Origin of the sequence: Hymenobacter coccineus (assembly GCF_001816125.1) — a bacterium.
GTDB classification, from domain to species: domain Bacteria; phylum Bacteroidota; class Bacteroidia; order Cytophagales; family Hymenobacteraceae; genus Hymenobacter; species Hymenobacter coccineus.
Window position 1 is genome coordinate 1 of sequence record NZ_MDZA01000048.1, and the last position, 12,522, is coordinate 12,522.

11 protein-coding genes, 1 tRNA gene and 1 pseudogene are annotated in these 12,522 nt (G+C 63.7%); 4 read left to right on the forward strand and 9 right to left on the reverse strand.

All coding sequences use genetic code 11. The features are described 5' to 3' along the window. Nucleotides 1-173: 173 nt before the first annotated feature. On the reverse strand, nt 174-1,076 hold the full coding sequence (locus BEN49_RS03995; protein ID WP_070741093.1) for a histone deacetylase family protein: 903 nt from the start codon (nt 1,074-1,076) through the stop codon (nt 174-176). A gap of 843 nt (nt 1,077-1,919) precedes the next feature. On the opposite strand from BEN49_RS03995, the gene BEN49_RS04000 reads away from it, so the two are divergent. Together BEN49_RS04000 and BEN49_RS29220 are read left to right on the forward strand one after the other, a co-directional pair. Continuing rightward, nucleotides 1,920-3,446 (forward strand): TROVE domain-containing protein, encoded by a 1,527-nt coding sequence (locus tag BEN49_RS04000; protein WP_070741096.1) that lies wholly within the window; start codon nt 1,920-1,922, stop codon nt 3,444-3,446. Nucleotides 3,447-5,170: 1,724 nt separating this feature from the next. Continuing rightward, nucleotides 5,171-6,228: pseudogene (locus BEN49_RS29220) on the forward strand (RtcB family protein). 76 nt (nt 6,229-6,304) lie between these two features. On the opposite strand, the gene BEN49_RS04010 reads toward BEN49_RS29220, so the two are convergent. Further along, on the reverse strand, nt 6,305-6,838 hold the full coding sequence (locus BEN49_RS04010) for an MOSC domain-containing protein (RefSeq protein WP_070741099.1): 534 nt from the start codon (nt 6,836-6,838) through the stop codon (nt 6,305-6,307). A 188-nt stretch (nt 6,839-7,026) separates the two neighbouring features. Here BEN49_RS04010 and BEN49_RS04015 point away from each other — a divergent pair, with 188 nt between their 5' ends. Continuing rightward, a complete protein-coding gene (locus BEN49_RS04015) occupies nt 7,027-7,692 on the forward strand; it encodes a Dps family protein (protein WP_083325750.1) in 666 nt (221 codons plus the stop codon). A gap of 52 nt (nt 7,693-7,744) precedes the next feature. Here the strand turns inward: BEN49_RS04015 and BEN49_RS04020 are convergent, their stop codons facing one another. Next, on the reverse strand, nt 7,745-8,218 hold the full coding sequence (locus BEN49_RS04020; protein WP_070741102.1) for a low affinity iron permease family protein: 474 nt from the start codon (nt 8,216-8,218) through the stop codon (nt 7,745-7,747). A gap of 196 nt (nt 8,219-8,414) precedes the next feature. On the opposite strand from BEN49_RS04020, the gene BEN49_RS04025 reads away from it, so the two are divergent. Further along, a tRNA-Leu gene (locus BEN49_RS04025) sits at nt 8,415-8,496 on the forward strand. Nucleotides 8,497-8,588: 92 nt separating this feature from the next. Here BEN49_RS04025 and BEN49_RS04030 read toward each other — a convergent pair. The 6 genes from BEN49_RS04030 to BEN49_RS04050 form a co-directional block, all read right to left on the reverse strand. Then, entirely contained in the window at nt 8,589-9,674 is a 1,086-nt protein-coding gene (locus BEN49_RS04030) for an NFACT RNA binding domain-containing protein (RefSeq protein WP_158022742.1), read from the reverse strand. Continuing rightward, the gene (locus tag BEN49_RS27585; protein ID WP_158022743.1) at nt 9,563-10,219 is read right to left on the reverse strand and encodes a hypothetical protein; all 657 of its coding nucleotides are present in this window, start codon (nt 10,217-10,219) and stop codon (nt 9,563-9,565) included. Before BEN49_RS27585 ends, BEN49_RS04030 begins: the two co-directional genes overlap by 112 nt. A gap of 10 nt (nt 10,220-10,229) precedes the next feature. Next, a complete protein-coding gene (locus BEN49_RS04035; protein WP_070741108.1) occupies nt 10,230-10,589 on the reverse strand; it encodes a cupin domain-containing protein in 360 nt (119 codons plus the stop codon). An 82-nt stretch (nt 10,590-10,671) separates the two neighbouring features. Beyond that, nucleotides 10,672-11,439 carry an MBL fold metallo-hydrolase gene (locus BEN49_RS04040; protein WP_070741114.1) on the reverse strand — a complete coding sequence of 256 codons (768 nt, stop codon included), beginning with the start codon at nt 11,437-11,439 and terminating at the stop codon, nt 10,672-10,674. Between the two features lie 208 nt (nt 11,440-11,647). Then, the gene (locus BEN49_RS04045) at nt 11,648-12,034 is read right to left on the reverse strand and encodes a response regulator (protein ID WP_070741117.1); all 387 of its coding nucleotides are present in this window, start codon (nt 12,032-12,034) and stop codon (nt 11,648-11,650) included. A 44-nt stretch (nt 12,035-12,078) separates the two neighbouring features. Further along, nucleotides 12,079-12,522: Hpt domain-containing protein (locus BEN49_RS04050; protein WP_193415765.1), on the reverse strand; the 444-nt coding region annotated here is incomplete at its 5' end.

A 12,522-nucleotide genomic window follows, 5' to 3' on the forward strand; every position in this document is an offset into this window, starting at 1 on the left:
CTGCGCCCGCAGCCCCTCCAGCGCCAGCAGCGCCCGCCGAAACGCGGCCTGGGCCAGGCTGCCCGGCGCGCAGGCCTCGGCAAGGATGACGGGCACGCGCACCGGCGCGGGCAGGGTAGAAGCGGGAGTGGTAAGCTTTTTCATGGCAACGGCAGCGGGTAGATAACGCCCAGCTACGGCCAAAGGTTGAACGCCACCCGAAACGTGTTGCAGTGCGCGTCCACAATGTCGGCCAGCCGCTCGGAGTAGCCGCCGCCCATGCTCACGGCCACCGGCAGGGCCTGGGCGCGGCACAGGCCCAGCACCAGCTCGTCGCGCCGCTGGCAGCCGGCGGGCGTGAGGGCCAGCTTGCCGAGCTTGTCGGTGGCCAGCACGTCCACCCCGGCTTGGTAAAAGATAAAGTCCGGCCGCACGCCGTCCACCAGGGGCCCCAGCGTATCGGATAAAATCTGCAAATACGCCGCATCGCCCGTGCCCAGGGCCAGCGGCAGGTCCAGGTCCGACTGCTCCTTGCGCAGCGGGTAGTTGGCCCCGGCGTGCATCGAAAACGTGAACACCCGCGGCTCGTCGCGGAAAATGGCGGCCGTCCCGTCGCCCTGGTGCACGTCCAAATCCACGATTAGAATCTGCCGCGCCAGCCCGTGCGCCAGCAGGTGCGCGGCGGCAATGGCCTGGTCGTTGAGCACGCAAAACCCCTCGCCGCGGTCGGCAAAGGCGTGGTGGGTACCGCCGGCCAGGTTCAGCCCGATGCCGTTTTTTAGGGCCCCCAGCGCCGATTGCAGCGTGCCCGCGCTGCTGCTCAGCGAGCGGCGCACCAGCTGCGGGCTTTGGGGCAGCCCCAGGTTGCGCACCTCGCGGGCCGAAAGCTGCAAGTCGCGCACCCGGTGCCAGTAGGCGGCGGTGTGCACCCGCAGCACGTCGGCCTCCGCGCACAGCCCCGGCTCGTAAAAATCCTCCGGCGTGGCCACGCCCTGCCACAGCAGCTGCTCCCGAATCAGGGCGTACTTGGCGATGGGGAAGCGGTGCCCGGCGGGCAAATCCAGCGTGTAGTGGTCGGAAGTGGCAAGGCGCGGCATACGCGGCAGGTACTGCAAAACCGCCGCGGATGTTTTTCGGGCAGCCGTTCCGCGGTTCTGGGGGCCCCAGCATTCAGGGCTATTAGCCTTTATTATGTTATCCGAGTAATATAAAAGTAGGCCGTCATGTCGAGCGAGCCGAGACATCTCGCGTGCGGCAGTAATCCCTGGTTAGTAAGCGGGCGAGATGTCTCGGCTGCGCTCGACATGAGTTCGGATGACTTCCTAAACAGCTTCTTCGTATTTAATTAACCAATCGAAAAAATAATTATTAATTATTTTAAAAATTAGTTGCGCAATTAAAATTAATCCTCAACCTTTGTCGCACCAAAAAGCAAACAACCATGTACCGCCACCTGACATTCACCAGCAATTCGGATAAGACGCAGCCAGAACGGCTGCTTCCGCTCGGTACGTTTGCCTGATTTCAGCCCCCGCTGAAACCCGACACCGCCCGAGCCCATAACGCTCGGGTTTTTTGTTTGTTGGCCCTTTACTAGCCAGTTACCAACCTGCCCCGTGCTGTTCACCCACGCCCTGCTTCCCTGCAAACAGCTTCCTTATCGCCGCAGCCACGGCCAATGGAACCGGTGCGGCCGTGCTTTCCTACTGCGTAAAATGCCCCGATAAATTCGGTTTGCATTGCGCACTCAGCGAAAGCCCGGCCCCTAAAAGCCGGGCTTTTTCGTGGGATTAATTCACAAATAAAAAAGCGTTTTTATTTGCCAGGAAGAGGTGCGTCTAATCGTAATTATTAATTACCAAGACGGGCTAATTCGAATTAATTAATTGCCAATAAAGCCTGAATTATCATCCTGTCACTTCTGCTTAATTCCCACTCCTATGCGCTTCAACTTTTTCTCCCGCACCACCGCCACCCTCACCACCAACTACGAGGGGGCCCCCGCCTTCGCCCTCACGCCGCAGCTGGAACTGTACGCCGCCGTGGCCACCGCCGCCCTCAGCGACCAGTTCTACGAAACGGCCGGCACCCGTTTGCAACGCTTTCGGGCGCTGGTGGCCAAAAACGAGCCGCGGTTCGTGGCGCAGTTGGCGGTGTACGCCCGTGAGCAGCTGCACTTGCGCTCGGTGCCCTTGGTGCTGGCCGTGGAGCTGGCCCGCGTGCACAACGGCGACGACACCGTGGCGCGCCTCGTGGCCCGGGTGGTGGCCCGGGCCGACGAAATCACCGAATTGCTGGCTTACTACGCCGCAGCCAACGCGCGCACCGGCCGCAAAACCCTGGGCCGCCTTTCCAAGCAAATGCAGCGCGGCCTGGCCGAAGCCTTCAACCGCTTCGACGCCTACCAGCTGGCCAAGTACGACCGGGCCGGGGCCGTGCGCCTGCGCGACGCGCTGTTTTTGGTGCACCCCAGCGCCAAAGACGCCGCCCAGCAAGCCGTGTTCGACCAGCTCGTGCGCGGCGAACTGCCCACGCCCTACACCTGGGAAACCGAGCTATCGGCCGTCGGCCAGCAAGCCTTTGCCACCGCTGCCGACCGGCAAACGGCCGTCCGCACCGCCTGGGAAACGCTCGTGGCCAGCGGCAAGCTGGGCTACATGGCCTTGCTGCGCAACTTGCGCAACTTGCTCGAAGCCAACGTGTCGGCCGAAACCATGGCCCAGGTGTGCGCCATCCTGGCCAATCGGGCCGCGGTGGCACGCAGCAAGCAGCTGCCGTTTCGCTTTCTGGCCGCTTACCGCGAGGTGAAGGCCCTGCCCAGCGGCCACGTGGCCGCGGTGCTCACGGCCCTGGAAAACGCCATGGCCCACAGCGCCGAAAACCTGCGCGGTTTCGGCCCCGCCACCCGCGTGGTGGTGGCGTGCGACGTGTCGGGCTCGATGCGGCAACCCATTTCGGCGCGCAGCAAAGTGCTGCTCTACGACGTGGGCCTGGTGCTCGGCATGTTGCTGCAAAGCCGCTGCCAAAACGTGGTGGCGGGCATGTTCGGCAACACCTGGAAGCGGGTGGTGCTGCCCCGGGGCCCCGTGCTGCGCAACGTGGACGAGTTCTACAGCCGCGAGGGCGAGGTGGGCTACTCCACCAACGGCCACCTGGTCATTCAGGAGCTGTACCTGCGCCGCGAAGTGGTGGACAAGGTGATGATTTTCACCGACTGCCAGCTCTGGAACAGCCGCGGCGACGGGGGCACGCTGGCCCGGCAATGGGCCGATTACCGCCGCCACGTGGCCCCCGAAGCCCGCCTCTACCTCTTCGACCTGGCCGGCCTCGGCACGGCCCCGCTCGAGGTGCGCCCCGAGTTGGGCGTGGCCCTCATCGCCGGCTGGTCCGACAAGGTATTCGACGTGCTGGGGGCCCTGGAAAACGGCGGCTCGGCCCTCACTGAAATCCAAAAAATCGATTTGTAAACTTTTAACAAAAGCGGCCGGGCAATAAAGCGGAACCCCCGGCCGCCGCGGCGCAAGGTGCCGTAGGCGGGCCCTACTTCGCAGGTGCTGGGATGGTTGCTGCGGCAGCGGGGGTTCGATTCCCCTCGTTCATGTAGGCCCGCCGCCCGTTGCCCTTGCTTTTGACTTGAACCGGCCCCGGGAGCGATTTTATTACTAAAGCGGCCTCCGTTCCCGTGTAGGGCCCCTCACTCTAAGAAACTTTCTTGCTCGTTATGACCTTGTAATAATGCCATTGGGAAGACGGCTGCGCAACTTGGCGCAGCCGCCGACCGGGGCGGTGCCACCCACGTGGCCCGCCCCAATTCGGCCAACTCTGCTCAGTTCAGGTGCCGTAGGTGGGCGTTACTTCGCTGGCTGTTTCCGGCGCGGCCCCAGTGGCAGCGTTGCGGGTTCGATTCCCGTCCCTCGGCTTCGGCTGCGGGAGAAAATACACGCCGGCCGACTGTTGCCCTGAATTTCGGAGGCGGCCGAATGATAATATGTTTCCGGGTGGGTGCCGTAGCCGGGCCTTTCTTCGCTCCAAATTGGGCGCGGTCGTGGGTTCGACTCCCGAAGTGCTGCCGCGAGGCAGGGCGCTTGCGCAACGGTAGGGCCGCGCCAACTGGCCGGGCGCTCGTTGCCCCAGCCGGAACAAATACTGACTATTGGGTGCCGTTAGGTGGGCGCTACTTCGGGTGCTGTGCCGCAAAGCGTGCGGGTTCAAATCCCGCCCGGGGCCATAAAAAGCCCCGCGTGGCGAAACTGGTAGACGCGCAGTAAAACACGCCCGCCGCTTTTTGCCCCAATATTTTTCCGTCCAACCCCCGCCGGGTGTCGTAGCCCGGCCCTACTTCGCACGCTTAATGCCCAGGTCGCGGGTTCGAGTCCCGCCGGTAGCTGCCACCCGGCAGTGGCCGTAGCTCAGCTGGTTAGAGCAGGACTAACGGGCCGGGCGCTGGTTGCCCCGGCGGGGGAAGGTGTGGGAAAGGTGGCGTAGCGCAGCCCTACTTCATCCTGAAAATAGGCGCGACTGCGCGATTTTTTTTATCCTTTCCAACTTGTTTTGCGGATGCCGTAGGCTGGCGTTCCTTCGACCTGTCACGTCGCCATTTGGCCCCACGCCAGCCGCTTATTGCTCCGTTTTTATGGCCAAAACGGGCCGGTGCCGTAGCACCGCCTTACTTCGATTCATTGGGTCGCGGGTTCGATTCCTGCCCGCTGGCGTGCCAGCGGTAGCTCAGTTGGTTAGAGCAAATGCCGGCGCTGCGCCTTGTTGCCCGGCCCGTCGCGGCTAATTTTTCATTCACCAACGCCGGGGCCCTAATTAGCGCGGTCCCGTTTCGCGTGCAACTTTTCTGATCATGGCTTCTCAATTACGCGGCAACGACTTGCGGCAGCTCGGGTTTCCCGAGGGCCGGGCCATTGGCCTGGCGCTGGCGCAGCTCCAACGCAAAGAACACAAGCGCCTCACCCAAGCCGAGCAACTCGAACTGCTCGGCCAGGTGCTGGCCAACCCCACCGATTTCCTCACCGACCTGGCCTGGAGCCATACCGCGGCCGCCTTGCTGCCGGCCCCCTCGCGCCACGTGGCCCTGGCCGAGCGCAAGCCCTACGCCACGTTCGGGGCCGAGTACATCGAGGCCGGGGCCGTGCACCAGATGGAAACGGCCATGAAGCTGCCCGTCACCCTCGCCGGGGCCCTCATGCCCGACGCCCACCACGGCTACGGCCTGCCCATCGGCGGCGTGCTGGCCACGGATAACGCGGTGATTCCCTACGCCGTGGGCGTGGACATCGGCTGCCGGATGGCGCTGTCGGTGTTCGACCTGCCGGCCAAGTACCTCACGCAGCGCACCCAGGAGCTGGGCAAGCTCTTGCTCGACAACACCCGGTTTGGCTCGGGCCGGGCCTGGGAGCGGGGCCAGCGCCTCGACCACGCCGTGTTAGCCGACGACGCCTTCCGGGCCGTGCCGTTCCTGAAGAACAAGCTCGACAAAGCCGCCGAGCAGCTCGGCACCTCGGGCTCGGGCAACCACTTCGTGGAGTTCGGGGTGGTCGACATCACCGACCCGGCCAACGATTTGGGCTTGCCCGTGGGCCAGTACGTGGGCTTGCTCTCGCACTCCGGCTCGCGGGGCCTGGGCGCCAGCACCGCCAACCACTACACGGCCCTGGCCATGGAGCAGTGCATGCTGCCCGCCGAAGCCAAGCATCTCGCCTGGCTGGGCCTCGACACCGAAGCCGGCCAAGAATACTGGGCCGCCATGAACCTGGCCGGCGACTACGCCTCGGCGTGCCACGACCAGATTCACCGGCGCTTGGCCAAAGCCTTGGGTGAGAAGGCCCTGGCGAAAGTGGAAAACCACCACAACTTCGCCTGGAAGGAGCAACTGGCCGACGGCCGCGCGGCGTGGTGCACCGCAAGGGCGCTACGCCGGCCGGGGCGGGCGTGCTCGGCATCATCCCCGGCTCGATGACGGCCCCTGGCTTCATCGTGCGGGGGCGGGGCGCGGCGGCTTCGCTGGCCTCGGCCTCGCACGGGGCCGGCCGGCTCATGTCGCGCACCCGTGCCAAGGCTGAGCTGGGCGAAGCCCAGGTGCGCCAGCACCTGGCCGCGCACGGCGTGACCCTGCACGGCGGCGGCCTCGACGAAGCCCCGATGGCCTACAAGGACATCCACCAAGTAATGGCTAGCCAGCGCGAGCTGGTGGACGTGCTCGGCTCGTTCACGCCCAAAATCGTGCGGATGGACGGGGCATAAGTTGCCTTGCGATTAATGAGACAGGGCCCCGGCGCGCAATGCGTCCGGGGCCCTGTTTCATTGTTAGTGCCGTTGGCTACTCAGCCGCCGGCTCGGGCACAACCACCCGCACCGCATCGCCCACGCGGATGGTGCCGCCGCGGGCAATGTGGGCCGTGAGGCCGCCGTGGCCGCGCATGGCGTTGTAGCCGCCGGGGCCCAGTTCCTCTTCCATGCGCGAGCAGGGGTGGCACTCGCCGGTGATGTCGAGCAGCACCTCGTCGCCAATTTGGATTTGACGGCCTTTGAGGGCCAGTAGGTTGAGGCCGCTTACCACTAGGTTGCGGCGCAGGCGGGCGGGGTCCAGGGGCCCCGGCAGGCCCAGGAAGCCGGCCACGGCGGGCAGGTGCTCGGCCTGAATGAGGGTGATTTGGCGCTTGCCGCCGGTCTTGGGGCGGGCGTGGTCGCCTGCCAAGTGCTTGTCGGTGATGACCTCGGCTTCGGACACGCTCAGCAGCGGCTGGCGGCGGGCCGGGCGCTGGCCAATCCAGGCGAGGCGGCCGGTTTGGGGCAGGGTGGCGAGCAGGCGCGCCACGGTGGATTTGTCGTCGCCGAAAAAGGGGAAGGGCATGGAGCAGGGAAACCAGGAAAAAGGAAAATTGCGCGCGGGCGGCAGCGCCACTGGGGCCCCCGAGAAAGCAGGGCCCTAAACCACACAAATATACCCGGCGCCTTAACCCCGGCCCCGCGCTTACGTATGGTAAGCAGGCTGTTTATAACGGCCTTTGTTCCTAAAAAATCTTCTAAAACGCTAGTTTTATGGCCGCTCCCGCCAAAACCAAAACCGCTGCTTCTAAAAAAGAAGTAAAAAACGTAACCACCTCGGTGGCCATTGCCAAAGGCCCGAACAAGAACATCAACGTTCAGCCCATCCTCAACCAGCAAATCAACGCCCCGGCCGTCACCCAAAAGTTTGGCACCGTGAGCCAGCGCCTGCCCATCGGCCTGGCCGACAACGTGCGCCTTGAGAGCGTGCGGATGCTAAATCAGCTGTTGGTTGACACCATGTCGCTGCGCGACCTCTACAAGAAGAGTCACTGGCAGGTGACGGGCCCCACGTTCTACCAGCTGCACTTGCTGTTCGATAAGCACTACGAGGAGCAGTCGGAACTGGTAGATACCATCGCCGAGCGCATCCAGATCTTGGGCGGTGTGGCCTTCGCCATGGCCGCTGACGTAGCCGAAAACACCCTCATCCCACGCCCCCCGCGTGACCGTGAGGAGGCCCCCGTGCAGATTTCGCGCCTGCTGGAAGCCCACGAAATCATTCTCAAAGAGTGCCACGAAATCGCTAAAAAAGCCGACGATTCGGGCGATGACGGCACCAACGACCTGGCCGTGAGCGACGTGATGCGCGCCAACGAGCTGCAAGTGTGGTTCGTGTCGGAGCACCTCGTGGATTCGCCCCTGGTGCAAGCCCGCTAGGCTGCGCGACGACAAATAAAAAAGGCGGCTCCCGGTACCGGGAGCGCCTTTTTTATTTGTCGTCGCGCAGGGCGGCCATCTTTTCTTCGTGGTTGTCCTCGGCTTCCTCCACCGAGTGGGTTTGGCCAAGGTCGGTGTCCTGTTTGGCTTTTTTTGCCAATAGCGTGTAGAAATGATGGAGTATTTTAATCTCCTCTTCCGACAAGTCCTGGGCGTTGATCATGCGGTTGCTGGCGCCTTGGGTGGCCGCAATTAGCTCGTTCATCTTAAGGTGCAGCACCAGCGAATCCTTATTCTGGGCCCGCTGGATGAGAAACACCATCAAAAACGTGACGATGGTGGTGCCCGTGTTGATGACCAACTGCCAGGTTTCGGAGTATTTGAACAGGGGCCCCGTGGCCGCCCACAGCGCCACCACGCCCACCGCGCCGATGAACGCGGCCGTCGAACCAGAGAAGCGGGTGATGCCTTCAGCCAGGCGCCCAAAAAAAGAACCAGTTTTGGCAGGGGACGAGTTGGCAGCCATGCAGCAGAAAATGAGCGTGAAAAGGTGCGAAGATGGGAAGTTTTCGCTTCGCAAAAGGTGAAGCAGGGCCCCAGCGCAGGCAAAAAAAGCCGGCCATCGTTGCGGGGGCCGGCCCGACTCCCTATCTTTGCACCCGCTTCGCCGCCTCAGCGGAGCCGGTTTCGGCCGAGGTTGTCCGGTTCAGTGCCCCAAGTCTGCGCACGTGGTGAAACTGGTAGACACGCCATCTTGAGGGGGTGGTGCCTTCGGGTGTGGGAGTTCGAATCTCCCCGCGCGCACTGAACAAAAAAAGCCCGCTGCAAAGCGGGCTTTTTTTATAGCTATTGGGGCCCCTATTCTCGCTCTTGCCCCTCAAACGGGTTGGCGGGCACTACCAGCAGCACCTGCTCGCGCTCCACGATAACCTGCCCCGGCCGGCCCCCTTGGGCTTGCGCACGAACTTCTTGGGCGTGACGGTGACCGGGCACAGCGAATCGTTTTGGCGGCGCGAGTACCAGGCGGCCAACTGCGCGGCGTGCTCTAGCACAGGCGCGGGCACGGGCTGGCCGGCGCGGTGGCGCACTACCACGTGCGAGCCGCTCACGTCCTTGGCGTGCAGCCAGTAGTCGTCTTTGTGGGCGTACTTCTGGGTGAGCAAGTCGTTGTTAGCCGCGTTGCGGCCCACCAAAATAGTGAAGCCCCGGTCCTCAAACACCTTGAAGGGCAGCTCCGTAGGGCCCTTGCCGGCCGCTGCGGCGGGCTCCAGGCCGTGCTGCTTGCGCCAGGTGCGGAAGGCGCGCAGTTCGGCCAGGGCGGGCTGGGTGTCTAGCTCCTCCAGCCGTTCGAGGGCCCCGAAGGCCTCCGTTTCGCGCCGCTCGATGCGCTGGCTGAGCTGGCGTTCTTCGATTTGCTGATTTTTGGCCTTGCGGTAGAGGTTTTCGGCGGTGCGCTGGGGCTTCTCGCCGGTTTTGAGCTTGATGAGGCGCGGCTGGTTGGTGTAGTAATCCAGCAACTCCACTTCGGTCGCGCCCGCCGGAATCTCGTGCAGGTGCGCCATGATGAGGTCGGCGGCGTGGCGGTAGCCGGCCTCGTGGGCTAGGGCGTGCAGGCGCTGGCGGGCGTGGGCCGCGCCGGTGGTGGCCTCGTCGGCGCGGCGCGTGAGGGCTTGGCGCACCTGCTTGGTTTCGGTTTCGAGGGCCCGGCGGGCCAGCGCCATGGGCACGAAGCGCCGCAGAGCCCCCACGGGGTCGGTGCCGGGCAGCGTCTCCAGAATTTCGCCCAGCGGCAACAAACTCAGCCGCGTGCGCCCATCGAGCCGGATGAGGTAGTAGTGGGCTGGGGTTTCAAGTTGTGCCAGCACTTGATTCACCGCGCGCACCTTCGCCTCGTCTGGGGCCCCGTCGTAGCCGTGGGCGCGCAGGTAGCGGGCCGGTAGGTCGGCCAGGGCCGGTGGCAGCTTAGCCTTTGTCTGAACCACGGATTTATCGGATTCAGCGGATTCAGCGGATTTTGGGGACGGCGCGGGCGGGCTGCTTTCAGTTGGGGCCCCGGGGGAGGGGCTGGTAGCCGCCGCTGCTGGGGCCCCTGGCGCGGGTACCGGGCGCAGGTCGGCATCGGCCAGCAGGCGCTGCTGGAACAGCTGGGCCGGGGCGTCGGGAGCGGGGCGGAAAATAGCGTTCGGCCGCGGGCCGTAGAGCTTGAACACCAGCGGGCCCCGCTGCGGAAGTTCACTTGCAGCACCCGGTCCTGGGGCCAGGCGGCCACGGTTTCTACCTGCTCGCCCAGTAGCTCCGGGAACAAATCGACGGAGTTGGCGCGGGCCCGCTGGAAGGTTTCGGGCAGGGCCAGGGCCGGAAACGTGGCCCCGAGCTGCGCCTTCAGCCAAAACTCCCGCCCGCCGTCGGTCAGCCCAATCACCAGTTCATCCTTTTCCTGCGAAAAACAACTGGCCACCCGGTAGCCCCGCAGCTGCGCAGTGAGGGCCGGGGCCAGCTGGCGCAGGAAGTAGTAGTTGGTGTGCACGGTCGCTGCGCTAAATCCGGGGTAGCGCGTGGCGGGTCAGCGCGTGCTCCACGGTGCCGGTGTGGCGCGTGGCCTGGGGCTCGATTAGCACAATCCAGGTTTCCTTAACGGCGTGGGGCCGGTGCTCGACGCCACGGGGCACCACCAGCAGCTCGCCCGGATTCAGGGTAGCGGTGTGGTCGCGGAAATCAATGTGCAGCTGGCCCTTCACCACAATAAAAAGCTCGTCTTCGGCCGCGTGGTTGTGCCAGATAAACTCGCCCTGCACGCGGGCCAGCTTAACGTGCTGATCGTTCAAATCGGCAACAACGTGCGGGTGCCACTGGTCGGTGAACTGGCCGAATTTTTCCTCAAGATTGATGACGTGCATGCGGTGAGCAGTGGGAAAGAAGCCAGAGAATGTATGCAGGCAACCGCTAGCAACAACCAAAGGGCAGCGGTGTGTAAAGCGGTTACACTTCCACCTGTAGCCCATCGTAGGCCAGCCGAATCCAGGAGGGCAGCTCGGCTTCGACGGCCAGGTGGCGGCCCAGCTGGTGGCTGATGTGGGTGAGGTAGGCGCGCTTGGGTTGCAGCTCTTCCAGAATTTCCACGGCCTCGGCCAGGGTGAAGTGCGACACGTGCTGCTCGCGCCGCAGCGCGTTCAGCACAATCACGTCGGCACCCTGCATCAGGGCTTGGGTTTCGGCAGGCAGGTGGTTGGCGTCGGTGAGGTAGCAGAAGCCGCCGATGCGGAAGCCCAGCACGGGCAGCTTGTGGTGGCGGGCGCGCAGGGGCTGCACCGCCACGCCGTGCACGTCAAAGGGCGCGTCGTCGGCCAGAATGGGGTGGAGGCTGACCTGGGGCACGCCGGGGTACTTGTGCTCGGCAAACACATAGGCGAACTCCTTCTTCAGCTGCTCCAGCACGCGGGGCTCGCCAAAAACCGGGATTTTCTGCTGCTGCCGGAAGTTGAAGGCCCGGATGTCGTCGAGGCCCGCGGTGTGGTCCTTGTGCTCGTGGGTAAACAGCAGCGCGTCGAGCTGTGTGATGCGGGCGCGCAGCATCTGCTGCCTAAAGTCGGGGCCCGTGTCCACCACTAGGCTACGGCCGTCCACGGCCAAGTGCACGGCCGTGCGCAGGCGCTGGTCGCGGTGGTCGAGCGAGCGGCACACCAAGCACGTGCAGCCAATAATAGGCACGCCCGACGAGGTGCCGGTGCCAAGAAAGGTAATCGTCACGGCGCGGTAAATTAGGGGCTCTTGCTCGTGCAACGCGGGGCCCCCTTAGCTGGGTAGCCAAGCAGCGCCGGGGCCCCACCGTTCACAATTATTGGTTTCAAATTAATAAATTATAAATAAACGAGTAGTTGCATTTCGCCCAGAAAAGAACGCAGGCAAGGTATTCGTTTATTTATAATTTATAATTCAAAATTTATACTATAAAATACTAGCTCACGTACTGTTTAACCACGCGCACCAGGGCGTCGAAATCCAGCGGCTTGGGCAGGTAGTCGGTCACGCCGGCCTCGCGGAACTGCTCCATCGAGTAGTTGTTGGCGTTGCCGGTGATGGCGATGACCGGCAGCTGGTTGATGGCCGGGTCGGGGTGGCGGCGGATGACGCGGGTGCACTCCATGCCATCCATCACGGGGATGTTGATGTCCATCAGCACACAGTCTACCGGGTTGGCTTCCAGTTGCTTAATAACTTCGCCGCCGTTGCGGGCCAGCACAATTTTGTATTTTTGTAGCTCTAATATTTTGCGGGTTAGGTTAAGAATGACGGAACTGTCTTCGGCGATGAGCACAGTTTTCGTGCTGGTTTCGGGGGGCATGGCAGGCGGGGCAAAAGAGGTGAAAAACAAAAATTGAGGCGGTGTTATTCGGAAGTGGCGTCGGCAGGCAGGGCCAGTGCCGACGCGTAAGATTCCGCGAACGCTACAAAGTAATGCTGTAACACGAGAAAATTATCTTTCACGTCGGCTGCGGGGTCCGACTTGAGTTGGATTTCTAGCACCCGGGCCTGCGCTGCGAGGGCCACCGCGCCCACCGTGGCGGCCGTGCCTTTGAGCTGGTGCAGGGGTGAAAGCAGGGCCGTGCCATTGGCCGCCGTGGCGGTTTCGGCCAGCGGGGCGGCCTCAGTAATCAGCTGCCGGGCCTCCTCCTCAAACTCGCGGTACAGGTCGGCCGCAAACTCGGGGCCTCCCAGCTCTTGCAGCTGTTGCAGCGGGGCGGCCTCAGTAATCAGCTGCCGGGCCTCCTCCTCAAACTCGCGGTACAGGTCGGCCGCAAACTCGGGGCCTCCCAGCTCTTGCAGCTGTTG